General features: G+C 71.8%; 22 protein-coding genes and 2 pseudogenes. 12 read left to right on the top strand and 12 right to left on the bottom strand.

All coding sequences use genetic code 11. The annotated features are described in order from the left end of the window. Positions 1-27: 27 nt before the first annotated feature. Positions 28-942 carry a helix-turn-helix domain-containing protein gene (locus BMZ82_RS01590; RefSeq protein ID WP_093770768.1) on the bottom strand — a complete coding sequence of 305 codons (915 nt, stop codon included), beginning with the start codon at positions 940-942 and terminating at the stop codon, positions 28-30. 183 nt (positions 943-1,125) lie between these two features. Continuing rightward, entirely contained in the window at positions 1,126-1,356 is a 231-nt protein-coding gene (locus BMZ82_RS01585; protein ID WP_093770766.1) for a DUF397 domain-containing protein, read from the bottom strand. Positions 1,357-1,493: 137 nt separating this feature from the next. Between BMZ82_RS01585 and BMZ82_RS01580 the strand changes: the two genes are divergently transcribed. The 5 genes from BMZ82_RS01580 to efeB all read left to right on the top strand — a co-directional run bounded on the left by BMZ82_RS01580 (position 1,494) and on the right by efeB (position 7,454). Beyond that, complete coding sequence (locus BMZ82_RS01580; RefSeq protein WP_256251706.1) at positions 1,494-2,003, top strand: ATP-binding protein; 510 nt, start codon at positions 1,494-1,496, stop codon at positions 2,001-2,003. Positions 2,004-2,029: 26 nt separating this feature from the next. Next, on the top strand, positions 2,030-2,518 hold the full coding sequence (locus tag BMZ82_RS01575; RefSeq protein WP_093770763.1) for a hypothetical protein: 489 nt from the start codon (positions 2,030-2,032) through the stop codon (positions 2,516-2,518). 139 nt (positions 2,519-2,657) lie between these two features. Next, positions 2,658-3,623, top strand: a complete 966-nt coding sequence (locus BMZ82_RS01570) for a pirin family protein (RefSeq protein ID WP_093770761.1) — start codon at positions 2,658-2,660, stop codon at positions 3,621-3,623. A 457-nt stretch (positions 3,624-4,080) separates the two neighbouring features. Next, positions 4,081-6,111 carry an iron uptake transporter permease EfeU gene (efeU, locus tag BMZ82_RS01565; RefSeq protein WP_093770760.1) on the top strand — a complete coding sequence of 677 codons (2,031 nt, stop codon included), beginning with the start codon at positions 4,081-4,083 and terminating at the stop codon, positions 6,109-6,111. A 59-nt stretch (positions 6,112-6,170) separates the two neighbouring features. Beyond that, positions 6,171-7,454 carry an iron uptake transporter deferrochelatase/peroxidase subunit gene (efeB, locus tag BMZ82_RS01560; protein ID WP_093771115.1) on the top strand — a complete coding sequence of 428 codons (1,284 nt, stop codon included), beginning with the start codon at positions 6,171-6,173 and terminating at the stop codon, positions 7,452-7,454. 68 nt (positions 7,455-7,522) lie between these two features. Here efeB and BMZ82_RS01555 read toward each other — a convergent pair whose 3' ends face one another. The 8 genes from BMZ82_RS01555 to BMZ82_RS01520 all read right to left on the bottom strand — a co-directional run bounded on the left by BMZ82_RS01555 (position 7,523) and on the right by BMZ82_RS01520 (position 16,477). After that, positions 7,523-8,767, bottom strand: a complete 1,245-nt coding sequence (locus BMZ82_RS01555; protein ID WP_256251705.1) for an MFS transporter — start codon at positions 8,765-8,767, stop codon at positions 7,523-7,525. A 46-nt stretch (positions 8,768-8,813) separates the two neighbouring features. Then, complete coding sequence (locus BMZ82_RS01550; protein ID WP_093770758.1) at positions 8,814-9,680, bottom strand: COG4705 family protein; 867 nt, start codon at positions 9,678-9,680, stop codon at positions 8,814-8,816. Between the two features lie 156 nt (positions 9,681-9,836). Next, entirely contained in the window at positions 9,837-10,676 is an 840-nt protein-coding gene (locus BMZ82_RS01545; protein WP_093770757.1) for a COG4705 family protein, read from the bottom strand. 185 nt (positions 10,677-10,861) lie between these two features. Next, positions 10,862-11,530 carry a response regulator gene (locus BMZ82_RS01540; protein WP_093770756.1) on the bottom strand — a complete coding sequence of 223 codons (669 nt, stop codon included), beginning with the start codon at positions 11,528-11,530 and terminating at the stop codon, positions 10,862-10,864. After that, positions 11,527-12,792, bottom strand: a complete 1,266-nt coding sequence (locus tag BMZ82_RS01535; RefSeq protein WP_177244345.1) for a sensor histidine kinase — start codon at positions 12,790-12,792, stop codon at positions 11,527-11,529. The genes BMZ82_RS01540 and BMZ82_RS01535 overlap by 4 nt, the downstream gene beginning before the upstream one ends. Positions 12,793-12,843: 51 nt before the next feature. Further along, positions 12,844-13,683: a hypothetical protein gene (locus BMZ82_RS01530; RefSeq protein WP_093770752.1), complete on the bottom strand. Its 840-nt coding sequence runs from the start codon at positions 13,681-13,683 to the stop codon at positions 12,844-12,846. Beyond that, complete coding sequence (locus BMZ82_RS01525; RefSeq protein ID WP_093770750.1) at positions 13,680-14,618, bottom strand: ABC transporter ATP-binding protein; 939 nt, start codon at positions 14,616-14,618, stop codon at positions 13,680-13,682. Before BMZ82_RS01525 ends, BMZ82_RS01530 begins: the two co-directional genes overlap by 4 nt. A 338-nt stretch (positions 14,619-14,956) precedes the next feature. Further along, on the bottom strand, positions 14,957-16,477 hold the full coding sequence (locus BMZ82_RS01520) for a hypothetical protein (protein ID WP_371270865.1): 1,521 nt from the start codon (positions 16,475-16,477) through the stop codon (positions 14,957-14,959). Positions 16,478-16,779: 302 nt separating this feature from the next. Here BMZ82_RS01520 and BMZ82_RS42600 point away from each other — a divergent pair. Continuing rightward, positions 16,780-17,013, top strand: a pseudogene (locus tag BMZ82_RS42600) (ATP-binding protein); the annotation flags it as partial. Between the two features lie 78 nt (positions 17,014-17,091). Here the strand turns inward: BMZ82_RS42600 and BMZ82_RS01505 are convergent. Further along, a pseudogene (locus BMZ82_RS01505) lies at positions 17,092-17,604 on the bottom strand (hypothetical protein); the annotation flags it as partial. On the opposite strand from BMZ82_RS01505, the gene BMZ82_RS01500 reads away from it, so the two are divergent. Next, positions 17,603-18,016 (top strand): hypothetical protein, encoded by a 414-nt coding sequence (locus BMZ82_RS01500; protein ID WP_093770748.1) that lies wholly within the window; start codon positions 17,603-17,605, stop codon positions 18,014-18,016. The pseudogene BMZ82_RS01505 and the gene BMZ82_RS01500 sit on opposite strands and share 2 nt — an antisense overlap. An 89-nt stretch (positions 18,017-18,105) precedes the next feature. After that, positions 18,106-18,753, top strand: a complete 648-nt coding sequence (locus BMZ82_RS01495) for a molybdopterin-dependent oxidoreductase (protein ID WP_093771109.1) — start codon at positions 18,106-18,108, stop codon at positions 18,751-18,753. A gap of 14 nt (positions 18,754-18,767) precedes the next feature. Here the strand turns inward: BMZ82_RS01495 and BMZ82_RS01490 are convergent, their stop codons facing one another. Continuing rightward, positions 18,768-20,924 (bottom strand): MMPL family transporter, encoded by a 2,157-nt coding sequence (locus tag BMZ82_RS01490; RefSeq protein WP_177244330.1) that lies wholly within the window; start codon positions 20,922-20,924, stop codon positions 18,768-18,770. A gap of 330 nt (positions 20,925-21,254) precedes the next feature. Between BMZ82_RS01490 and BMZ82_RS01485 the strand changes: the two genes are divergently transcribed. The 4 genes from BMZ82_RS01485 to BMZ82_RS01470 are packed head-to-tail and all read left to right on the top strand — an operon-like array spanning position 21,255 to position 25,208. Next, positions 21,255-22,592 carry a wax ester/triacylglycerol synthase domain-containing protein gene (locus BMZ82_RS01485; protein WP_093770744.1) on the top strand — a complete coding sequence of 446 codons (1,338 nt, stop codon included), beginning with the start codon at positions 21,255-21,257 and terminating at the stop codon, positions 22,590-22,592. After that, entirely contained in the window at positions 22,586-23,722 is a 1,137-nt protein-coding gene (locus BMZ82_RS01480; protein WP_093770742.1) for an SDR family oxidoreductase, read from the top strand. Before BMZ82_RS01485 ends, BMZ82_RS01480 begins: the two co-directional genes overlap by 7 nt. Positions 23,723-23,733: 11 nt before the next feature. Continuing rightward, complete coding sequence (locus BMZ82_RS01475) at positions 23,734-23,985, top strand: phosphopantetheine-binding protein (protein ID WP_093770740.1); 252 nt, start codon at positions 23,734-23,736, stop codon at positions 23,983-23,985. Next, a complete protein-coding gene (locus BMZ82_RS01470) occupies positions 23,982-25,208 on the top strand; it encodes a beta-ketoacyl-[acyl-carrier-protein] synthase family protein (RefSeq protein ID WP_093770738.1) in 1,227 nt (408 codons plus the stop codon). Before BMZ82_RS01475 ends, BMZ82_RS01470 begins: the two co-directional genes overlap by 4 nt. The last annotated feature ends 13 nt before the right edge of the window (positions 25,209-25,221 follow it).

Below are 25,221 nucleotides of genomic sequence, written 5' to 3'. Positions count from 1 at the left end.
GTGCAGTACAGAAGGCTCCGGCCCCTGTCAGGGGTAGCGCTGCTTCGCGATCGACGCCAACAGGGCTTGTGAATCACGCGGGTTGAGTGCCTCGTCGGCCAGCCGGTCCAGGGCGACGCGGTACTCCTCCGTCTCGTCCTGGTCCTCCAGGAAGGTCGCGCTCCTCATCTGTTCGAGGTAGACGACGTCGGGCAGATCCGTGCCGCCGAAGCGCAGGTAGGTGACCGGTATGGCGGGCGCGGAGGCGTGCGTGACGTCCAACGGCACCACCTGGACGGTGACATGGGGCAGCGTGGCCAGCTTCACGAGGTGGGCGAGCTGCTCGCGCATCACCTCGCGGCTGCCCAACACCCGCAGCAGCACCGACTCGTCGAGGATCGCCCACACCCGTGGGGGGTCCGGCCGGTGCAGCAGGTCGGTGCGCCGCATCCGCAGCTCCACCCGGCGCTCGACCTCCCGCGACGTCGCCGACGGCAGCCCGCGCTGCACGACGGCACGCGCGTACGCGGAGGTCTGGAACAGGCCCGGTACGTACTGGATCTCGAAGGTGCGGATCGCGATGGCCGCCTCCTGCAGACCGACCAGCCGGTCGAACCACTCGGGCATCAGCCGCTTGTCGTAGCGCTGCCACCAGCCGGGCTCACCCGCCTGCTGCAACAACCTCAGCAGTACGGCGGACTCGTGCTCACCGGTCTCGTACAGCGACAGGAGCGCGCGGACGTCCGCCTCGACGGGCGGCTTGCGTCCCTTGCCCGCCTCGATGCGCGACAGCTTCGCCGGGCTGAACCCGATGGCACGCGCGGCCTGGTCCTGGGCGAATCCGGCGTCCTCCCGGATGCCCGCCAACTGCACACCGACCAGCAGTTTCAGCAAGGTCGGGGCGGGCTCGGCCCGGTTCAGATACGGTTCGAGGCGGGAGACGCGAGACGGCTCGGCAGACATCCTGACTCCCCATAAAACCGGCAGACGACAGACCTCAGTATCGCACTGGAAGCCCTCCGACCGTACATGGCAGGGGAATTGGGCCCATCGAGTTTGGCGCACCGCCCCATGGGTCCGTCCACCGAGTCCGCCCCGCACCCTCACACAATCTTCGCGCGAGCCGCACGCGGCCCTCACGCGGCCTCACGCCAGGTGGTCGAACTCCCCGCCCTTCGCCCCGGCCACGAACGCGGCCAGTTCGGCCGGCGTGTACACCAGCGCCGGCCCGTCGGGGTCACGGGAGTTGCGCATCGCGACGCCGCCCCCTTCCAGGGCCGCGACCTCCACACAGTTGCCTTCGGCGTTGCTGTGGCTGCTCTTGATCCAGCGGACGCCCAACGAGCTGGCCCGCACTCCGTTCTGCACTGACGGCACTGCACTCTCCTCACTCGTGCGCGCAATTTCCCGTGAAATTGCACGAGAACCTCGACAGCGTGGATAATAACCATGCCGTCAACCGCACTTCCGGCCCCCCGTCCTGACGCCGACTCAGGGAGATGAGGGAGATGCCTGTGTCATCACCTGCGCAGTTCCGGAGCCACGAATCCGGCTCCGTCCGCGACCGCGAATCCGGCTCCGTCCGCGACTCGCCGAGAACAGCCGTCGACTCGCCCAGAACCGCCGCCCTGTACCTCACGGGCAGCCGGGAAGGGTTCGCCCAGGCACGGGACTTCACCCACCACACCCTCGACTGCTGGTCCCTGGACCACTGCACCGACGACGCGGTCACCGTCGTCACGGAACTGGCCGCCAACGCGGTACTCCTGCACGGACTGCCGCAGTGCCCGGCGGGCGAGTTCACCGTTCGGCTCAGGCTCACCCAGCGCCGCTCCCACCTGGTGTGCGCCGTCACCGACCCGAGCGACGGCCTGCCCGTCTACCCGCGCGCGGAAGGCGACCTCCTGGAGCACGGCCGCGGACTGCACATCATCGAAGCCCTCTCGGAGCACTGGGGCTGGACCCGCCGCTTCCCCGTGGGCAAGACCGTCTGGGCCATGCTGCCGACCCGTTCCCAGCCCTGATCCCCGACCGACGGCTGACATCCGACATGACTGCCACGAAGCGCACCGCACCGCTCGCGGACCTGGGACACGTGCCGTGGCCCGAGATCAAGGACTCCACCGGGTCCGCCGCGGCCATCCCGTTCCTGCTGACCACCGTCGCCCGGGGCGACGCCGACAGCGCCGACACCGCGCTGCGTCAACTACGCCGCAGAATATGCCAGTTCGGCTTCGTCGTGGACGAGGCGACGGCGGCCACGGTGCCCTTCCTCTGGGAGCTCGCCCGACTCCCCCAGGTCACCTGCCGCGCGGAAATCCTGCGCCTGCTGAAGAGCATCGCCGACACCCGCCAGTGGGAGACCACGGCCGCCGCGTACCCCAAACTGCTCCACCACCCCGACAACTACGTGGGATGGGAACGCGCGGCCCGCGACGCCGTACACGCCCAGCGCGGAGTCCTGCGTCAACTCCTCGCCGAGCCGGACACCGAACTCGTACGGGCCACCACGGAACTCGCCGAGACCCTGACCGACTGAGCGGACACCGCCGGCCGGAAACGGGACACGACGGAATACGGGACGGAAGAGGTACGACAGTCCCTGACGCCGCCCGCTTCCCGCTGCTCCCTGGCGGTCCTTCTGCACGACGCCGCGCCCGACCGCTAGGTTGGGCCGCATGAGCAACCTTGACCGCGCGCCCGTGCCCAGTGTGTGCGGCGGCCGTGGCTTCGTCGTCGCCGAACCCGTCCGCGAACTGCTGAGCCCCCGGCATGTGAAGCTCGGCGAGTCGACCGAGGTACGCCGACTGCTGCCGAACCTCGGCCGGCGCATGATCGGCGCCTGGGCCTTCGTCGACCACTACGGCCCCGACGACATCGCCGACGAGCCGGGCATGCAGGTCCCGCCGCATCCGCACATGGGCCTACAGACCGTGAGCTGGCTGCACGAGGGCGAGGTGCTGCACCGCGACTCGACCGGCAGCCTGCAGACCATCCGGCCCAGGGAACTCGGGCTGATGACCTCGGGGCGCGCGATCAGCCACTCCGAGGAGAGCCCCCGGGCGCACGCCCGCTATCTGCACGGCGCCCAGCTCTGGGTGGCCCTGCCGGACGCCCACCGCCACACCGACCCGCACTTCGAGCACCACGCCGACCTGCCCACCGTCACCGCCCCCGGCCTCACCGCCACCGTGCTCCTCGGCGACCTCGACGGCTCGACGTCCCCCGGATCGACGTACACCCCGATCGTGGGCGCCGATCTCGCCCTCACCCGCGGCACGGACGTCCGGCTGCCGCTCGCCCCCGACTTCGAGTACGGCGTGCTGGCCATGTCGGGCGAGGTCCACGTGGACGGGGTGCCCGTCCTGCCGGGCTCGATGCTCTACCTCGGCTGCGGCCGCACCGAACTGCCCCTGCGGGCCGAGTCCGACGCGGCCCTGATGCTGCTCGGCGGCGAGCCCTTCGAGGAGGAGCTCGTCATGTGGTGGAACTTCGTCGGCCGATCCCAGGAAGAGATCGCGCAGGCCCGCGAGGACTGGGAAACGGGATCCCGCTTCGGCGAGGTGAAGGGCTACGACGGCGCACCGCTGCACGCCCCGCAACTGCCGCCCGTACCGCTGAAACCACGGGGACGCGTGCGCTGACCTGGGAGAACAGGTTCTCCGGTCCAGCGAGTTCGAGACCACATCACCGCTCCCCCCGCATCGGGGATCTCCGGTGGCGCGGACCCTCGGAGGCCGCCGCCCAGGCGCTTCCGAGGGATTCCGCGTTTCCAGGGTGCGGGCATCTGTGGGCAGCCTTGGGCCAACTCCGTTTCCATCTGCCGTGGGAGGACCTGGCCACCCCCAACCTCGACGCCTGCCACGACGCATCCCGGCGACGATGGTGATCGGCTACCAGCAGGCCCGCACGCCCGCTACCGGGCCGCCGACACCGCCGGTCTCCATCATCGGCGACTTCCACCGGCTCCCGGGTTTTGCCCCGGCATTACCGCACCATGACCATTTGACTACAGACGTGTAGTCATGATGGTCCAGCCATGGTTAGGTTTGCCTACGCTAATGGGCGTTGTCCGTACGGAGGCCGCCCGGGGAGGGTCGCATGTGGGATGACGCGTTTCCGAGTTTCCTGATCGGGCTGCGGGAAGGGCTCGAAGCGGGACTCATCGTCTCCATCCTCGTCGCGACCCTTGTGCGGGCCGATGCCCGCTCCCGGCTGCCGCAGGTGTGGACAGGCGTACTCGCGGCGATCGCGCTTGCCATGAGTTTCGGCGCGGTCCTCACCTTTACGGCAGCCTCCCTGTCAGCGACCGCGCAGGAAGCCTTCGGGGGCACCCTCAGCGTGATCGCGGTCGCGTTCGTCACCGCGATGGTGTTCTGGATGCGCCGCTCGGCCCGCAGCCTGTCCGGTGAGATCAAGGAGAAGGTCACCGGAGCGCTGGCCATGGGCTCGGGCGTGCTGATCCTCACCGCCTTCCTCGCCGTGGGCCGGGAGGGTCTGGAAACCGCCCTGTTCCTGTGGACCACGGCCCAGGCTGCCGGCGAGTCCTCCGGCCCCCTGGCCGGGGCGGCCATCGGCCTGATCCTGTCGGCCGCCCTGTGCTGGGGCCTGTACCGGCGGGTCCTGAAGATCAACCTGACGAAGTTCTTCACCGCCACCGGCGCCGTCCTCATCGTGATCGCGGCCGGCGTTCTCGGCTACGGCCTGCGCGACCTCCAGGAAGGCGGTGTCCTGCCCGGCAAGGCGGCCTACGCCGTCGACCTGGGCAGCACGATCGACGCCGGCTCCTGGTACAGCACCCTGGTGCAGGGCGTGTTCAACCTGACGCCGACCATGACCTGGCTGCAGGTCTTCGGTTACGCCGGCTATCTCGCCGTGGTGATGACGCTGTTCGTGCGCGGCCTGCGCGCCACGGGGCCGAAGCCGGCCTCCCGCACGGCGGCACCGGCCCAGGACGCCCCGACGCCCACGCGGCGCCGCCCGGCCTGGGTGGTCCCCGTCGCTGTCGTCACCGTCCCCGCGCTCTTGGCCGGCCTCGCCGTCGCCTTCGGCCGTCCCAAGCCGGCGGCCACCCAGACCGTCGCCGTCTCCGAGAAGGAGTGCGGCAAGGGATTCACCGCGCCCAGGACCGGCCGGCAGACCTTCCAGATGCACAACACCGGCGGCAAGACCTCCGAGGTGTACCTCATCGACCCGGCCACGAACGCCGTCTACGGCGAGATCGAGGGCCTGGCCCCCGGCACCACCCGTGCGCTGGTCGCCACCGTCGCGGGCGGCACATACGCCTGGCGGTGCGTACCCAGCGGCGGCACCGCGGTCACCTCCGAGGCCGTCCGCGTGACCGGTGGCGGGGCTGCGAAGGCGGTCGTCCCGGTCTCGGAACACGACCTCGCCGGCCCGCTCGCGCAGTACCGGACGTACGTCGACAAGGGCCTGGCCGCACTCGTGTCCCAGACCCTCACCCTGGCCGACGACATCAGGCACAACCGCCTCGGCCAGGCCCGCGCCGACTGGCTCACCGCCCATCGCACCTATGCCTCCCTCGGCGCCGCCTACGGCACCTTCGAGGACTTCGACCAGAAGATCGACGGAAGGGCCGACGGCCTGCCGGACGGCGTGCACGACACGACCTTCACCGGCTTCCACCGCATCGAATACGGCCTGTGGCACGGCGAGCCCGCCACCTCGCTCACCGCCCCGGCCCAGCGACTGGCCGCCGACGCCGCCGGCCTGCGGAAAGCCTTCCCGCACCAGGACTTCGACCCGTCCGACCTGCCGCTGCGCGCCCACGAGGTCCTCGAGAACACGCTTCAGTTCGAACTGACCGGCGACACCGACGAGGGCAGCGCCACCAACCTCGCCACCGCCGACGCCAACCTCGCCGGCACCCGCGAGCTCCTCACCGTGCTCAGGCCGCTGCTGACCAGCCGCTCTCCGCACCTACTGTCAACCGTCGACGCGGACATCGCACGGCTGCAGAAACTTCTGGACTCCGCCCACCGTGGCGGCTACTGGACGCCCGTCGGACAGCTCGACGCCATCGCCCGCGCCCGCGTCAACGGGGCCACCGGCCAGTTGCTGGAGGACCTCTCCCCCGTCCCGGACCTGCTGGAGATCCGGAAGTCCGCCTGATGACCACCGCACGCCGCCGAAGCGACGACGACCCCGCACGCACCGAAGGGAACGCCCCCATGCCGTCCGCCGAATCCTCCGCCTCCCACGGCGGCTGCCCGGCCGGCGCCGACCGCCGCTCCTTCGTGAAGACGGCCCTCGGCGCCGGAGCGGCCGGCGCGGTCCTGGCCGGCGGCGGCCTCGCGCTCGCCGAGAGCGGCGGCGGCACCGCACAGGCCGCCGCGCGGACGGAGAACGCCGCCGAAGTGCCCTTCCACGGCCTCCACCAGGCCGGCATCATCACCCCCGCGCCGGCCGCCGCCTCCTTCGTCTCCTTCACCGTCATCGCCGAAAACCGCGGGCAGTTGGCCGAGTTGCTGAAGACGATCACCAGCCGGGCCCGCGTCCTGACCTCCGGCGGCACCCCCGCCGACCTCGGCGTCGGCGCCCCGCCCTCCGACAGCGGCATCCTCGGCCCGACCGTCCCCGCGGACGGCCTCACCATCACGGTCGGCGTCGGCGCGTCCCTCTTCGACGGCCGCTACGGCCTCGCCGCGGTCAAGCCCCGCCGCCTCACCCCCATGCGGACCTTCCCCAACGACAACCTCAAGCCCGCCGAGTGCCACGGCGACCTGTCCCTGCAGATCTGCGCCAACCGTCAGGACACGGTCCTGCACGCACTGCGCGACATCGCCAGGCACACCCGTGGGGCCATGCAGATCAAGTGGCGCATCGACGGCTTCCAGAACGCGCCCCGCCCCACCGGCGCCCAGCGCAACCTGCTCGGCTTCAAGGACGGCATCGCCAATCCCGACCTCACCTCCGCTCGCGAGACCAACCGCCTCATCTGGGTAGGGGACGCCGACGGCGAGCCCGCGTGGGCCAGAGGCGGCAGCTACCAGGTCATCCGGATCATCCGCATGCTCGTCGAGTTCTGGGACCGGGTCTCCCTCACCGAGCAGGAAAAGATGTTCGGTCGCCGCAAGGACACCGGTGCCCCGCTCGACGGCGCCGAGGAGGCCGACACCCCCAACTACGCCAAGGATCCGGACGGCAACGCCATCCCCCTCGACGCCCACATCCGCCTCGCCAACCCACGCACCGCCGCCACGGACGCCTCGCGCATCCTGCGCCGCGGCTACAACTACGACCGCGGAGTCGACGACGTCGGCAACCTCGACATGGGTCTGGCCTTCTGCTGCTACCAGCAGGACGTCAAGCGCCAGTTCGAGGCCACCCAGACCCGTCTGATCGACGAACCCCTCGTCGACTACATCTCACCCACCGGCGGCGGCTACTTCTTCGCCCTGCCCGGAGTCCGCGACACCGAGGACTGGTTCGGCCGCGGACTGCTCGCGACCTGACTCGGTCTCCTCAAGCCGTCCCCTTCCAGTGCTGCCCCGGCTTCGAAGGTGTCCGCCGCTCCATGCCCCTACATGCCCCGCCGCACGGCCCGGGTGACCCACAGCAGAACGAGCGCGGCGGTCTGGATGCCGGCGACGACGCCGATCAGCAGGGGGACGGAGATGTCGTACAGGACTCCGGCCAAGGCGCCGCCGACCAACGCGGCCGCACCCATGATCCCGGCGAAGACGCCGTACGCGGTGGCCCGGCGTCCCACGGGTACGAGGTCGGCGACGGTGGCACGCAGCGTGGACTCCTGAACGCCGACCGCGGCGCCCCACACCAGCGCCCCCGCCACGGCCACTCCCACCGTGTCGGTGAAGGCCAGGGCCGGAACGGCGGCGGACAGCAGCGGCAGGACGACCAGGACCTGGGCGCCGAACCGGTCGTACAGCCAGCCCGTCGCCAGCGCCGCCACGGCGTCCGCGGCCATGGCCGCCGCGTACAGCACCGGCACCATCGCGGTCGGCATCAAGTGCCGGACGACCAGGTGGTAGGAGAGCACACCGAAGGTGGCGAAACCGGTCAGGGTCGCTGCGGTGAACACCGCGTAGGCCCAGAAGGCCCGCGGCAGCTTCGTCTCCCGGGACCCGGCAGGCGGCGGTTCCCCGGGCACCGCAGCGCCGATGGTGATCTCGTAGCCGATCGGATCGGGAACCCGGGCACGCAACCAGAGCAGCAGCGCGACGGCGGCCGCGCCGGGCAGCGCGAGCACCCCGAGTGCCGGGGCGTAGTCGTCGCCGGTGAGGGCGAGGATCCCGGCCACCGTGAGCGGGCCGACCAGAGCGCCGACCTGGTCCATCGCCTCGTGGACCGCGAAGCCGCGGCCCCGTCCGGTGGCGGCGGTGGCGTGCGAGAGCAGTGTGTCCTTGGCCGGGGAACGCACGGCCTTGCCGACGCGTTCCGCGATCACCAGGGTGCAGGCCGCCCACAGCACGCCGGTCAGACCGAGCACCGGGACGGTGGCCGCGGTCAGCACGTAACCGGCGATCGTCCACGTCCAGAAGCGGCGGCTGCGGTCGGCCAGCGGTCCCGAAACCAGACGCAGTCCGAGCGCGGCGGCCTCGCCCGCCCCCGTGACCACGCCGACCACGGCCGCGGAGGCGCCCAGGTGGGCGAGGAGTGGGCCGGTGACGGAACGAGCGCCCTCGTAGACGAAGTCCATCAGCAGACTGACGCCCCCGAACACCACCACGAACCGCCACGCCGAGAGCCCCCGGGCAGGTCCGTCCGACGGTTCGGGCACGGCGGACGTGGTGCGGGCGGGCTTCACGAACTTCTCCCGAGGGTGTCGTGTGTCTCTCGACACGCTGTGGCCGTCAGCGGCGGCGGCGCTCCTGAGCGTGGGCGTAACCCGTCAGACCGACCAGCACGGCCAACAGTACGGCCGACGAACCCGCCGTACCGAGGTCGAGACCGCCCTTCGCGACCGGCTTGGTCAGGAAGTCGCCGGCCGTCGCCCCGAGCGGGCGGGTCAGCACGAAGGCGATCCAGAACAGCAGCACGTTCGGCACGACCGGCACCCTCATCAGGGCCACCAGCACCAGCAGGACACCGGTCACCAGCGCCGCCCCACCGGCGTAGCCGAGGCCGGAACTGTCGGACAGGAAGTCGCCCATCGAGGTGCCGAGCGTGTTGGAGACCAGAATCGCCGACCAGAACAGCACCTCCCCGCGGAAACTGACGATGTCACGGATGACGAACGTCATCCCCGTCAGCTTCCACACGGCGAAGACGACGACCAGGATCGAGATCAGGATCGCCGCGCCCGTCGGGTATCCGAGGCCGAGGCCCTGCGGTCCCCAGCCCAGCGAAGCGGTGCCGCTCGCAAGGTACTTGGTGCTGGCGTCGCGGTTCATGAAGTCGGACATCGTGGTGCCGGCCATGCTGGTCGACAGGATGACCGTCCAGTAGAAGAACGGGTTGTAGCGGCGGGAGCGCAACTGAACGAGCAGGGTCACCACGAAGAGCAGGAACAGGGCGACCGTGGTGAGGAAGTAGCCGAGCTTCAGGGTCTGCGCGAAGAGGTCGCCGGCCGTCTCGCCCAGGGTCGTCGCCGCGATCTTCATGATCCAGAAGGCGAGGGTGACCTCGGGCAGTTTCTTCATCACCGACTGGGCCGTGGTCGCGGCCCGTTGCTGCCTGCCGGCGACGTCTAAGTCGGTGAGGACTTCGGGATTCTCCATGGTCGGACACTCCTGTTCGTGGGGGGTGTGAAAGGGCACCCGTCTCCGCGAGGGGGACGGGCGCCCTACGACACACGGGCCGACCGCGTGGGTCGGCCGTGGTGTCCGACCCTGTCGGTGATCACCTGAACGCTTCCTGAACGCCTTTCCGGCCGTTCAGGCCGTCTGCCGTGTCACGCGCGCGGGGTCCGCGACGTCCTTGCGGGTCATCGCCAGGTACACCACCAGGCCGAGGATGACGGCCAGGAAGAGCCCGCTCGTGACGACGGTGCCGAACCCGAGGCCGCCGTCGCCGGTCGGCTGGGACAGGTAGTCGCCGATCGATGCGCCGAGCGGGCGGGTGAGGATGTAGGCGATCCAGAAGCTCCACACGGCGTTCAGCCCCAGCGTGAAGTGCGCGACCGCCACGGCGGCGATGGCCAGGGCGAACAGGACCGCCGAGAGCCGGTAGCCGAGGTCCATGCGCTCGGAGACCAGGTCGCCGGCCGCCGTGCCGAGGGCGAAGGTGAACAGCACGGCCAGCCAGTAGAACGACTCACGGCTCATGGTGTCGATGCTGTGGATCGACAGGGTCCGTTCCCGCCGGTACCAGACGACGAAGACGACCACGAGGAGGAGCGCGAACACCGCGGTGCTCGTCTCCAGCGGGACGCCCATGTTGTCGGTGAGGTTGTCGCTGATCAGCGTGCCGACGACGCTGATCAGGGCGACGGCGAGCCAGTACACGCCCGCGCGGTAGGCGGTCGTGCGGAACTGGACGACCAGGACGACCGCGAGCAGCGCGCTCATCAGGACCGACACGCCCGTCAGGCCCAGACCGGCCTTCTCGTTGAGAAGGTCGGCCGCGGTCTCGCCGACGGTCGTGCACAGCACCTTGATGATCCAGAAATAGGCGGTGACCTCGGGGACCTTGTTCCAGCGCAGACGTGGAGAGGGACGAGCAGAGGCACTCGTGCCCCGTTCGGCCTCAGGTGTCTCGGAGAGTTCATAGGTCATGACACCAGACGGTGCCAGCGGTCACCTGAACGCATCCTGACTGCCGCGCGGCTTTCCCGGCCCTGCGGGTCCGGCCTGATCACGACGAGCGCATGCACACCCGCGCCGTGTCCTGGCTGCGGCACCGGCTCGGCCGGGCCCGTGATGCTCGCCTAGCGCATCCTTGGCGGTCGCCGCTCGTCGGTTCAGTCCGTGTTGGGGCGGGCGAGGCCGTGGTCGTAGGCGAAGATCACGGCCTGGATGCGGTCGCGGGCGCCGATCTTGGACAGGACGCGGCCGACGTGGGTCTTGACGGTGGACTCGGACAGTACGAGCCGGGCGGCGATCTCGCCGTTGGTCCAGCCCTTGCCGACGGCGACGAGGATCTCGCGCTCGCGGTCGGTGAGGGAGCCGAGTCCCGGATCCTCGGCGGACTCCGCGCGGTGGGCGGGGACGTAGCGGGCGTACTCGTCCAGGAGGCGGCGGGTGAGGGCGGGCGCGATGACGGCGTCGCCCGAGGCGACCGCCCGGATGCCGGCGAGGAGCTCCTCGGGACGCGCGTCCTTGAGGAGGAAGCCGCTGGCGCCGGCCCGGATGGCGGCGTGGACGTACTCGTCGAGGTCGAAGGTGGTGAGCACGAGGACGCGCGAGCGGCCGCCGGCGGCGACGATGCGGCGGGTGGCCTCGATGCCGTCCATACCCGGCATCCGGACGTCCATCAGGACGACGTCCGGGCGCAGTTCGGCGGCCTTGCGGACGGCCTCGGCGCCGTGGGCGGCCTCACCGACGACGTCGGTCTCGGGGACGGAGTCCAGGAGGATGTGGAAGCCGTAGCGTTGCAGCGGCTGGTCGTCCACGATGAGCACGGTGGTCATCGGGCACCTCCGCTTCGGGGCGTGAGGTCGAGGACCGCCTCGACGCCCCATCCTCCGCCGCCCGTCGGCCCCGCGCTGACGCTGCCGCCGTACAGGGCCGCTCTCTCCCGCATGCCCACCAGGCCGTGTCCTTCCTCGTTCGGCGGTCCGGACGGTGCGACCGGGCCGCTGTCCTGGACCTGGATGGTCAGCCGGCTGTCCTCGACGAGGATCGCCAGACGCACCCGGGTGTCGGTGGCGGCGTGCTTCAGGGTGTTGGTGAGGGCTTCCTGGACGATGCGGTACACCGTCAGTTGTACCCCGTCGTCCAAGGCGTCCACGTCGCCGGAGGTCCGGTAGACGACCTCCAGTCCGGCGGCGCGCACCTTGGCGCAGAGTGCGCCGATGTCCACGATGCCGGGCTGCGGGCTGAGCTCGGGCCCGCCCGCAGGACCGTCCGCCGCCTCGCGCAGCACGCCGAGCACACGCCGCAGTTCGCCGAGCGCCTGCCGACCGGTGTCACCGATGAGCCGCAGGGCCTCCTTACCCCGTTCGGGAGCGATGTCCGTGGCGTAGGAGCCCGCGTCGGCGAGCGTGATGATGACGGACAGGTTGTGGCCGACGATGTCGTGCATCTCGCGGGCCACACGGGTGCGTTCGGTCGCCGTGGCCAGCCTGCTGCGCTGGTCGCGCTCGATCTCCAGCCGGGCCGCCCGGTCCCGCAGCCCGGCCAGTTGGGCCCGCCGGATCCGAATCATCAGCCCGAGCGCGAGCGCCGCAGTCGCGGTGCTCAGCAGGAAGAACAGCGCGTCCCAGACGGGCACCGCCGCCGACACGCGTACCGCGACCAGCACCATGGCGCCTGCCATGGCCGCGCAGGCCCACGGCAGTCGGCGCAGCCGCCCGTGCAGGGCCAGGCTGTACAGGGCGACGAAGAGGGCGACGTCCGCGCGCAGCGCCGCGCCCAGGGACCACTGGAGGACGAACACCGCCGTGATGGCGGCGAAGGCCGCCGCGGGTCTGCGCCGCCGCCACAGCAGGGGCAGCACCAGTCCGGCCTGAAGCGCCAGCATTCCCGCGACAGGGAGCTGGGTGAAGGCGATCCGGAACCGGCGCGGGCCGTCTCCGTCCCCGTCGTCCACCCCGCCGTGGAGCAGGTCGGGCAGGCAGAACATCAGGAAGACGAGGGCCACGACCGCGGTGTCCAGCACCCACGGACGGGCCCGGTCGGCCTGCCGCAGCCGCTGGCCGCCCCGGGAGAGTCGGGCGACCAGCGGTCCCATCCCGTTGAGTTCATCGGCGGTCACGGGCGTCACCTGTCCATGGTGCCGGTGTCAGGCGTCGGTGCGCGCCAGCCGGTAGGCCGCGCCGCCCAGTGCCAGCGCCGTCCAGCAGAGGAAGACCAGCAGTCCGGCGCCCGGCGACAGGGTCGTGGAGTCGTGTGTCAGGGCGAACATCGCCTCGCCCGCGTTGGACGGCAGGTAGGGGCTGATGTCGTCCTGCCAGGAGCTCGGCAGCAGGGAGATCAGTCCCGGGATCAGCATCAGGGCGGCCACCAGCACCGAGATCCCGCCGGCCACCGACCTCAGCAGCGCACCCAGGGCGGTGCCGATCACTCCGACCAGGCCGAGGTAGAGCCCCGCGCCCAGCAGGCTCCGCAGGACGCCGGCGTGCGAGAGGCTCATGGCCGCGGGCGTGCCGGAGACGATTCCGCTCCCGATCAGGAAGGCCACGAACCCGCCTACGGTCCCCACGGCCAGCGCGACCAGCCCGAACACGGCCGCCTTGGACCACAGCACGGGCAGCCGTCGGGGGACCGCCGCGAGCGTCGAGCGGATCATGCCGGTCGAGTACTCCCCCGCCGTGACCAGCACGCCGAGCACGCCGAGGGCGAGCTGGGCGAAGTTCGTACCGAAGAGGGACAGGCTCACGGCCGTCGAATCGGCGAAGTCGCGATCCATGTGGCCGGAGTTGATCCCCGACGTGTAGCGGCTCGCGGAGATCAGTCCGAAGGCCACCAGGAACAGCAGGCCGAGGCCCAGGGTGATCCAGGTCGAGCGCAGGGACCACAGCTTGGCCCATTCGGAGGCGAGCACGCGCCGTCCGGTCACCCGGTAGGCGGGGCGGACGAGGGCGGTCCGGGGTTCCTCGGCGGGTGCGGTGATGGTGCTCATGCGGGCCTCCCAAGGGTCTCGGTCGCGTTCGTGGAGCCGTGGTACTCCACGGCGTCCCTGGTCAGGTCCATGAACGCCTCCTCCAGGGACACGGTCCGCGCGCTCAGCTCGAACAGCGCGATCCCGTGCTCGGCCGCCTTCAGTCCGATCTCGCGGGCGGTCAGCCCGGTCACCTGCAGCTCCTCGGAGCCGATCCGGCCGGTGACGTCGACGCCCGGCCCGGCCAGCACGTCCCGCAGCCGCGCCGGGTCCTGGGTCGCCACCTTCACCGTGTCGCCGCCCGCCTCGCGGATCAGGTCCGCCACGGTGGTGTCGGCCAGCAGCCGGCCGCGTCCCACGATGATCAGGTGGTCCGCGACCAGGGCCATCTCGCTCATCAGGTGCGAGGACACGAACACCGTCCGGCCCTCGTCGGCGAGCCCCGTCAGCAGGTTGCGGATCCAGAGCACGCCCTCCGGGTCCAGCCCGTTGACCGGCTCGTCCAGCATCACCGTCTGCGGATCGCCCAGCAGCGCCGCCGCGATGCCCAGTCGCTGGCCCATCCCGAGGGAGAAGGCGCCGGCCCGCTTCTTCGCCACGCTGCCGAGTCCGGCGAGGTCGATGACCTCGTCGACCCGGCGGCGCGGAATGCCGTGGGTGAGCGCGAGGGCCCTGAGGTGGTTGTACGCCGAGCGGCCCGGGTGGACCGACTTCGCCTCCAGAAGGGCGCCGACCTCCTGGAGGGGTGCCTGGTGGCGGGCGTAGTGGTGGCTGTTCACGGTGACAGAGCCGCTGGTCGGGGCGTCGAGGCCGACGATCATGCGCATGGTCGTGGACTTGCCCGCGCCGTTGGGCCCCAGAAATCCGGTCACCGTGCCCGGCTTCACGACGAAGTCCAGCCCGTCGACGGCCGTCTTCTCGCCGTACCTCTTGGTCAACTGCCGTGCGTCGATCATTCGCGTTCTCCCTGTCGGGCTCCGGCGCCCGTCGCTTCGGACACCTCACTGGCAACGCTAAGTGCCGCATCACCCCAATCCGGTGGTACCGGGAGGCTGAACCGCGCGGGGCGGGTAGTACCCCGGTACTACGCAACTACCTGCGGTGCTTTCCGTGTTCGTCGCCTTCACGACGGTGGCAGCAGTCGTCCGGCCGCTGCGTCGGGTGCCCCGCCCACGCTGTGCCTGGAAGAGACGGTGGCGGCCGCGGAGACGGGCCCGCTCATGCGCGAGGAGGGCTCGCGCTCCGCGTCACCGGGAGAGCGCAGCATCCCCCGAGAGGGGAACGCCGGTGGCGTTCACTGCCGTCCTCCCGCCGCCGGGGCAGGTGCGACGTACACGCGCAGGTCGGCCACCCGGTGCGGGGTCCAGGAACGGGTGTACGCGGGCGGGCCACCGCCCGGTGCCACGAGCGTGGCGGTGGGCAGCCGGAGGGCGGTCCGCCGGATGCCGGCCGACGTGGTGTTGGCGTCGTGACCGACGGTCGCCGCGGAGGAGCAGCCTGCGTAGTAGGCGATCGGGACGTTGTTCTTTCCGGTGACCAGACAGGGCGGACGGACGCCCAGCCGGTGCAGCCCGGCGGCGACGGCGGCCCACTCGCGGTGGGCGGCGGTGGTACGCCGCACGGTGTCCTCCAGCACCACGAGCTGTACGGCCACATGCCCCGCCAGGGCGAGCGTCAGCAGCGCCACGGTCAGCGGCCGACGGATCCGTCCGGGCGCCCGGACCAGGTGCACCAGAAGATCGGCGACCGGAAGGGCGAGCAGCGCATAGGCGGGCAGCAGGAAGCGGGGTGCCGCATAGCCGATCATGAAGAGGTACGGGAAGGCCGCGGAGGCGGCGCAGGCCAACGGTACGAGCGTGGCGGCGGGGCGACGGGCGCGGACGGCGAACACGGCCGTGAGGGCGGCGAGCAGCGGCAGGACGTACCACCACAGGGTCTCCAGGACAGCGGGCGCGGCGCCGGTGCACGGGCGGCACAGGGTACGTCCGCCCAGAGCGCGCAGTTGGTCTCCGACGGCGATGTTCCAGCCGAGGCCGCCCTGGATGCGGGACGCGTCGGACAGACGTTGCGCCAGTCCGCCGTAGGAGACGTACGCCTCGATCACCCACTCGGCCGCCCCGGCCGCGAGACCGCCGACCAGCGCCACCAGCAGCGCGGGGCGCCGCCACCGCCGTACACACAGCAGCAAGGCGAGCAGGGGCAGGGTCGCCCATACCGCGTCCGTGGGGCGCATCCAGGCCATCAGCGCTGCGCTCAGGCCCACGCCCCACAGGGCCGTGCGGTCGAAGCGGTTCGCCTGGGCGCGCAGGAAGCAGCCCGCGCCGGCCAGGGCGCCGACCGCGACCCAGTAGTTGGGCATGGCCTGCGGGCCGTAGAACAGCGTCACCCACAAGGTGGCGAACAAGGCGCCCCCGGTAGCGAGCACCCGGGCGGGACGGACGCCCCGCCAGGCGCGCAGCGCGAGGAAGAGGGCGAGGCCGGACAGGACGGCCAGGTAGATCCGCAGCAGTGTGGTGGACGACGACCAGGCGGCGACCGGCGCCACCAGCAGCGGGACACCGCGGGCGCGCGGGGCGCTGAAGAACGCGGCCGGCGCATGGGGTGAGAGCTGGCTGACGTAGACCGACTCGTCCCAGCCGAGACCCATCCCCGGTCGCACGAGGAGGAGTTGGGCCAGAGTGAAGGCGCCGGCCACGACCGCGAGCGCCACCTCGCGGCGGGATCGAGGAGGGAAGCGAACGGCCATCGGCGGGTCGGGCCTGCGCGGGCCGGTCGACGTGGCCGACCTGTCCGTGGCCTGCGGGCCGTCTCGCATCACTCACCCCTTACTCCTACAGCCCGTAGGGTCCACGCCAAGGACGGTGCCCGGGGCCGTCACACCGCTACACGTTGAAGGTCTCAGTCCTGGCCGGCACGGGCCCGCGGGGCAGAGCCGAACGGCGTAACGCCGGTGAACTGGAGAGCGAGGGGCTCGCGGCCCTGTGGACGGCGGACCGGACGCCGACTCCGGCAGAGATTCAGGCCGAGATCGGTGGCGGTCTCGGTGGCGGGACACTCACCGCGCCGAGCACCCCCGAGGTATTGCCCGCGCTACGACGACTCACCGAACTGCCGGACGTGTCAGCTCACTTGACAGTCACCGCCGACGGCCCACCTCTGGTGGCCCACTCCAAGGTCGCCGTCCGCGCCTACCGCACACCCGACGGCATACACGTCGAGGTCATCAACGACGGGCCCGGCGTACCGCGCCCGTTCGCCTCACGGCTCTTCGAGCCCGGTCAACGTGCGGATCCGGGCGACGGACACCACGGTGCCGGCCTCGAGCTGCCGCTGGCTCGACGCCTCGCACGCAGCGCCGACGGCGGCGGCGGCGAGGTGACGTACGACCCCGAACACATCCCCGGGGCACGATTAGTCGTCAGACGCGCATCACTGCTCGACGTCGTGCCGGATGTCCTTGCGAGAGGCCGCCAGATAGCCGACGAAGCCCAGGATGGCCACCGTCCAGGACAGCGTGACCGGCCCCAGGCCGAGGTCGAGTCCACCCCGGTCGTGGCCGACAGCCATCCAGTCGGCGACGGAGGCGCCGAGCGGGCGGGTGATGACGTACGCCGCCCAGAAAGCGACGACTGCGTTCAGGCCGCCCCAGCGGTGAGCGACGGCCGGAACGGCGATCGCGGCTGCGTACAGAACGATGGAGCCCAGGTAACCGAAGCCGATCGTGGCGGTCAGATCGCCCGCGGCGGTGCCCAGCGCGAAGGTGGCCAGCACGGCGGCCCAGTAGAAGGTCTCGCGTCGCCGGGTGTGGATGCTGTGGATGGACAGAGTGCGTTCGCTGCGATACCAGAGGACGAAGACGGCAGCCAGCGCGGCCATGAAGAACGGGGTCGAGAATGCATAGGGCACGCCGAGGCCGACATGCAGGACGTCGGCGGCCATCGTGCTCAACCAGTTCTGGCTGCATCCGCGCGTCGACGCGCTGCGCGCCGCCGGTGACGAACGCCCCCTGCGCACCCTCCTCGTCCGCGAGTTCCCGATCGTGATCACCGTCGAGACGCTGCTCGGGCTCGCCCTGCTGTTCGTCGCCCCCTTCCTGCACGGCTCGGCCCGCAACCAGGCGTACCAGGCCGAAGTGGCCGAGCACTCCTCGATCGCGCTCGACGAACTGCCCAAGCTGGCCCCCAAGGAGGCCGACGCCTCCACCTGGCTGTGGGGCACCGGCGAGACCATCGCCGTCATCGCCGTGATGATCGTCGGGTACTGGGTCTCCGGAGCCGTCGCCCGCCGTCGAACCGCCGCCGCCACCGCCGCCGCGGCCCCGGCGAGCAGCCCGGGGGACCTGATCCAGGCCTGAGCCAAGCCCGAGTCTGAGTCCGAGTCACGCGGAGTGAGCGTTTACTCTGCACGGGACAGCAGGCCGTAGGGCGAGAGAGGGTGCGGGCCGTGGACGACGAAGGTTTCTCCGAGGCCGAGGCGTCCGGGCGGGTGCCGCCCGGACAGCGTCCCGTGCACGGCTGGCCCGTCTCGCACTACGGCCCCGTCCCCCGCTTCCGGCCCGAACGCTGGAACCTGCGCGTCTTCGGCGCCACCGCCTCCGGCGAGACGCACGAGTGGGTCTTCGACGATCTGGCCGCGCTCCCCCGCGTCACGGTCGTCGCCGACCTGCACTGCGCGAGCGGCCCCACGTCCACCGGGCACGAGTGGTACGGGATCCCCGCCGCGACCGTCCTGGACCTGGCCCCGCCCGCACCGAAGGTCACGCACGTCATGGCGTGGGCGGAGTACGGCTACTCCGCCAACCTGCGCCTGAGCGACTTCACCTCGCCCCGGACGCTCATGGCCACGCACCACAACGGCGAGGCCCTCACCGCCGAACACGGCTTCCCCCTTCGCCTGGTCGTGCCCCACCTGTTCGGCTACAAGGGCCCCAAGTGGCTGCGCGGCATCGAGTACCTGACGGCCGACCGGCGCGGCTTCTGGGAGGAACGCGGCTACCACAACATCGCCGACCCGTGGCAAGAGCAGCGCTACTCCTACCAGGAGGAAGAGGAACAGGACTACGACGGAAGCGGCGCGCCGGGCGCTACCTGACCCGCCGCGTCGTCCTACTCCCCCGCACCCGCCGGATCGCCGGATCGCCGACGTGTGATCGACGGGAACCACCAGTTGGCGCGGCCCGCCAGGCACATCGCGGCGGGTACCAGGATGCCTCGGACGAGGGTGGCGTCCACCAGGACGGCGAGAGCCAGGCCGAAGCCGAGGATCTTGAGCGAGGTGATCCCGGACAGCACCAGCGCGCCCATGCTGACGGCCACGACCAGGGCGGAGGCGGTGACCAGGCGTCCGGTGCGGGCGAGGCCGAACACCACGGCCGCGCGGTTGTCGCCGTGGGCGAGGTAGTGCTCCCTGACCCGGGAGAGCAGGAGGAGTTCGTAGTCGACGGAGAGCCCGAAGGCGATGCAGAACAGCAGGGGCGGGATGCTGGTCTCCAGGGTGCCGGTCGGGGTGAAGTCGCCGACCAGCCATGTCGCGTGGTGGTCCTGGAAGACCAGCACGATCGCGCCGAAGCTCGCCGTCAGGCTCAGCAGCCCGACCAGGAGGGCCTTGACCGGCAGCAGCAGCGACCGGGTGAAGAGCAGAAGCAGCACGAACGTACTGATGAGCATGGCCAGGCCGGCCGTCGGCAGAGCGCGCGCCATCGCCTGCGTGGCGTCAACCGAGAGCGCGACCGGGCCGCCGACCAGCACGGACCCCGGGGCGGGCAGCGCCCGGACGGCTGTGACGAGGCGTTCGGCGGCCGGGCTGCCGGGTGCCTGGGGTGCGGTGAGCGTCAGCAGGGCCGCGTCCCGGGCGCGGTAGGCGTCCGACGCGCGCGTCGGGGGCGCGATGCGCCGCCCGGCACGGTAGACGCCCGAGGACGCGTGCACGTCGGTGACACCGGGCAGCCGGGAGAGCCGCAGCGCGTAGTCGGTCACGGCGGTGTCCGGGGTGCGCTCGGTGCGGGCGGGCGGGGTCAGGACGAGTTTCAGGCCCCGGTCGGGCGAGTGGGCGAAGTCTGCGGTGACGCGGTCCGCCGTGCCGTGGGAGGAGGCCGACGCGGGCAGCGTCCGCTCGTCCACGAGGCCGAACGTGGCGTGGCCGAAGGGCAGTGCCATGGCGGCGAGGAGCAGACAGCACCCGCCGCCGATCAGTACGGGTCTGCGCGCCACGGCCAGTCCGACGCGCCGCCACCCGGGGCTCTCGGCGGACGCCGCACCGGCCCGGCGCCGGTTCCCGCGCCGCATCACGCGCCACAGGTCACCGCGGTCCAGGTGCGGGCCCAGCACGGCGAGGAGGGCCGGCACCACGCCCAGCGCGGCTGCGGCGGAGAGGGCCACGACGGTGATCCCGGCACAGGCCAGAGACCTCAGGAAGGGCATCGGCAGAAGCAGCAGCGCGCCGAGGGCCAGCGCCACGGTGAGCGCGGAGAAGAGGACGGTGCGGCCCGCCGTGCGGACGGTCTCGGCGATCGCCGACCGCTCGGCCAGCCCGGCGGCGCGGCTCTCGCGGTACCGCGCCACGAGGAACAGTCCGTAGTCGACGGCCAGCCCGAAGCTCAGCGCGGTGGTGATGTTGGCGGCGAACGCCGAGACCTCCATGAACTGGCTGAGCAGCCGCAGTGCGGCGAGTCCGCCGGCCACCGACAGCAGGCCGATGACCATCGGCACGAGGGTGGCCACGAGGGATCCGTAGGCCGCCACGAGTACCAGGAGCACCAGCGGGGCCGCGATCAGTTCGGAGCGCACCAGATCGAACCGGCTCTGCTGGACGGCTTCGTACCTGCCCCACGCCAGACCCGTGGCCGACACCTCCAACACCCCCTGGCCTCCGGTGAGTTGGGGCACGATACGGCCCGCCGTCCGCACCCGGTCCGACTCGCTGCCCCGCAACTCGACGACGGCGAGAGCCGATCGGCCGTCGTGCGAGCGCAGCGCGGGGTCGCCCGTGGTCCAGTACGACGCGACCCGGCGCACCCCCCGCAGATGGGCGACGCGCTCGGTGAAGGCCGCTCCGGCCGTCCGGGTGCGGGGCTCGTCCGTGGATCCGGGCGTACGGATCAACAGGACCAAGTCGTCGGTAGGCACCGCGAATTGACGGGCCAACACCCGATCGGCCCGCTCGGCCTCGGTCGTCCCCGGGGTGTAGCCACCCTGACCCAGCCGGTCGAAGGAGCCGCCGGCGAAGAGCGCGCAGACCACGGCGAACAGGGCGGCGACGCACAACACCCGCCAGGGAGAGGCCGAGCGGCGACCCTCCCCCGAACCATCGCCCTCACCATCGCCACTGCCATCACGACCGCCATCGGCATCGCCCGCATCCGTGCCCGAACCCGGACCGACCAGCCCCTCCGCCCCTCCCCACCCCCCTTCTGCTCCTTTCCCTCCCTTTACTCCTTGTTCGCCTTGTTCTTCTGGTGAGTCCGGTTCTTCTCGTGGCCTGAGCGTGCTGCGCGAACCCATGAAATACCTCCGTCTCGGCGCCGACGAACGGCCGATAGTAGCGTGCCGTAATTGGCTGACTACGTGCGGTAGAGTCCCCGTTCGTTCGCTGCCGTGCTGACGCGAGGGAAGACCGCCGTGATCGCCGTGCCCCTGGATCCACCGCCCACAGCTCCCCCTGAGCCCTCGTCCGCGGACCAGTTCCTGTACCGGGCCGCGCGGCAGGCCCGCAACCAGGCCGGATACCACGGGTATCTGCTTCTCTTCCACGGCAGCCCACCGTCCGTGGAGCGGGTCCGCGACCATGTGGCGGCCACCGCGCCGCGCGTGCCGGCGTGGGCGTACCGCGTCGCCGAGCGGCGCGGCCGGCTGGCCTGGGAGGCCGTCGGCGACGCCGATCCCCGTCTGCACGTCCATGAACTGCGGCTGGCGGCGGGCCCGGACCCCGTGGGGCGGGCGGCGGACGCGCTGCTCGGGCTGCCCTTTCCCGAGACCGCCCCGGACTGGGGGGTCTGGCTGGTACACGGCTGGGCTCCGGACGAGTACGGGCTGTGTTACCGGGTCCATCACGCCCTCCAGGACGGCATGGGCGGGGCCGCGGCCGTCGGCGCGCTGTTCGGCACCGGCGACCGCCCACTGCCGCTGACCGTGCCGGTCGAGGCCGAACCGCCCCTGAAGGTGGGGCAGTTGGCCGCCATGCTCGCGGCCGACATTTTCGCAGCGGTACGCCACACCGCACGCTGGACTCCGGGTCTGCGCCCGCCCGGCGCGCACCGCACCATGCACCACACCCATGTCGAGGTGGAGCGGCTGCGCAGACTCGGCAAGGCGGCCGGGGCCACCCTCAACCAGGTCTACCTCGCGGCCACCGCGGGCGCTCTACGGGCCTGGAGTCCCGCCGACTGGAACGCGGAAAGCCGAAGCGCTGGCAGCCCGGGCGCACAACGGCGGTTCGGGCAGCGGCACTTGCATGCCTTCATGCCGTTGGACACCCGTCCCGCCGGAGTGGAACCCGCCGCCCTCGGCAACCACATGGCGATGCTGCGCATCCCGCTGCCCTGTGCGGAGCCCGACCCGCGTCGCCGTCTGGCGTCGGTGGTCCGCGATGCCCGTGCGACGCCCGAGCGGCGCACGGCCACCCGGGCCGGGCTGCGGGCCTTGCCCCGTACCGGCGCCGCGCTGATCCGGTACTTCTTCGGCCCCCGGCGCACCGCCCTGACGGTCACCAACATCCGTATCCCTGACGGGCTTTCGTTCGGCACCGACCCGGTCACCGCCTCCATCGGGCTGCCCGCGCTGCTGCTCGGCCACGCCCTGATGGTGGGGCTGTCCAGCTACGGCCCCGATGCCGGCGTGTTCTTCATCTCCGACCGCGGCGACCCGGACCCGGCGGCCCTGCCCGGGCTGTGGCTCGCGGCGCTCGCCGAACTCGAGGACGCCCACGGATGCTGACCGTGCTGACCGGCGCCACCGGATTCCTCGGCTCCCATCTGCTGGCCCAACTCCTGCGCCGGCCAGGGCAGGTGACGGCGCTCGTCCGGCAGGGCGGCGACGCCGGATGGCAGCGGCTGGAGCGTGCCCTGCGCGCCACCGGTGAAGGCGTGCCCGACGACCTGCGCGCGCGGGTGCGGCTGGAGCGGGCCGACGTCGCCGAACCGTTCCTCGGCCTCGCCCCCGAACGGCACCGCGAACTGGCCGGGCAGGCGGACGCGGTGTGGCACAGCGCCGCCGTCATCGACCTCGTCGCACCCGACAGCAGCCTCGCCCGGGTGAACGTCGACGGCACCCGGCACGTCCTCGACCTGGTCGCGGCCGCGCCTGGCCGCCGTCCCCGAGTCGTCCTCGTCAGCACGGCGTACGTGGCCGGCGGACGCCTCGACGGCACCGTACGCGAGGACGAACTCGACGACCGGCACGGCTTTCTCACCCCGTACGAGGCGTCCAAGCACGCGGCGGAGCAGGTGGCGCGGGCGTGGGCGCGCGAGCACCGGCACCCGGTGACGGTGCTGCGGCCGGGCGTCCTGGTGAGCGACCGGGCGCTGCCCGCCGGGGCGTCGCGGCACCCGCTGGCCGAGACGGGCGCCCGGCTGTCCGTGCTGGCCCGCCACGATCCGTCCCGGCTGGTGCCGGGCGCGACCCCCGGCCACCCACTCGCCGTACGGATTCCCGGCCGGGCGGACGCCGTGCTGAATCTGCTGCCGGTCGAGTACGCGGCCAGGGCGGCGGCGCGGCTCGCGCTGCGCGAACCGGCCGCGCCGGTCGAGACGTTCCACCTCACGCACCCGTACGACACACCGGTGCGGGCGTGTCTGGACGTGATGCGCGATGTCTGCCCCTGGCTGGATGTGCGGATCGATCCGCAGGCCGCGCCGGGCCCTCTCGATCCGGCGGTGCAGCGGCTCGCCGGGCTGATGGGCGGCATCCACGCCTATACGTTCGTCCGCCGCCGCTACGACCGCAGCGCGCTGCTGGCGGCGCTCGCCGGAGCGGTCCCGGACCCGGTTCCCCTCAACACCCGTTATCTGCGCGCCGCCTTCGAGGCAGCCACGCCCTCTCCCCTGCCCGCCACTGCCACCGCGTAACGGAGGTCAGCATGTCCGCAACCTACGACCAGATCGTCGGCATCCTCGTCGAGGAACTCGGGCAGTCCCGTGAGGAGTTGCGTCCCGAGAGCACCTTCAAGGATCTGGAACTCGACTCGCTGTCCCTCCTCGAACTGGGCGTCATCCTGCAAGAACGCACCGGCGTCACGCTGGAGGGCGTCGACGCCGGCTGCACCCTCGCGGAGACCGCCGCCGCGCTCGATCGCGTCCTCGCGCCGACGCCCGTGGAGTCCGCTCGATGAGGCGCGAGGAGGTCGTCGTCACCGGTGTCGGGCTGGTCACCCCGGCCGGTGTCGGCGCCGACGCCACCTGGCAGGGCATGCTGGACGGTCGGCCGACGGCGGCCACGGATCCCGAACTCGCCGATCTGGACGTCGACTTCACCTGCCGGGTGCCGGGCTTCGACGCGGGCCGGCTGATCGGCCGCTCGCGCGCCTGGCGGCTGGACCGCTTCGCGCAGCTCGCCCTCGTCGGCGCGCGGGAGGCGGTCGCCGACGCCGGACTCGACACCAGTGACCGGGATCCGGCGCGGGTGGCCGTCGTCCTCGGCGTCGGCAGCAACAGTCTGGAGCGCTATCCGCTGGAGTTCGGGCGGCTGAACGAGAAGCGGGCGGAGCGGATCTCACCGCTGGCGATCGTGCGCAGCGTCCCCAGCATGGTGCCGGCCGAGGTCGCGCTCGATCTCGGCGCGCGCGGCCCGAGCCTGGCCGTGGCCACCGCCTGCGCCTCCGGGACGACCGCCCTGGGCATCGCCCGGGATCTACTGTGCGGCGGTTCCTGCGACGTCGTCGTGACCGGCGGCGCGGAATCCGGCTGTCTGCCGGGCGTGGTCGCCTGCTTCCAGCAGATGCGCGCGCTGTCCGGGCGCGCGCACGATCCGGCCGGGGCCTCGCGGCCCTTCGACCGGGACCGCGACGGTTTCGTCCTCGGTGAGGGCGCGGGGATCCTCGTACTGGAGCGGGCCGGGCACGCGGTGGCGCGCGGTGCGCGGCCTCGGGCGGTGCTGGCCGGTTACGGGGCGTCCAGCGACGCGCACGATCTCGCGGCTCCGCATCCCGAGGGCAGGGGCGCCGCCGAGGCCATGCGCGCGGCGCTGCGCGATGCCGGGCTGGCGCCCGCCGACATCGGCCATGTCAACGCGCACGGCACCTCGACGCAGCTCAACGACGCCGTCGAATTCCGTGCCCTGCACGAGGTGTTCGGGCAGCCGCCGGTGGTCACCGCGAACAAGAGCGTCCTCGGGCACGCGCTGGGCGGGGCGGGCGGCATCGAGGCGGCGCTGACCGTGCTCACCCTCCAGCACCAGGTCATCCCGCCCACCGCCAACCTCGACGCCCTCGACCCGGCGATCGACCTGGACGTCGTCCACAAGTCCCCCCGCCCGGCCCGGATCCGGGCCGCCCTCAGCAACTCCTTCGGTTTCGGCGGCCAGAACGCCGTCGCCCTGTTCACCACCATGACCTGACGGGCCGTCACCA

This window comes from Streptomyces sp. yr375 (genome assembly GCF_900110755.1).
Lineage (GTDB): Bacteria > Actinomycetota > Actinomycetes > Streptomycetales > Streptomycetaceae > Streptomyces.
Note: the sequence above shows the minus strand (reverse complement) of the source record. Positions and strands in the feature narration are given on the sequence as shown.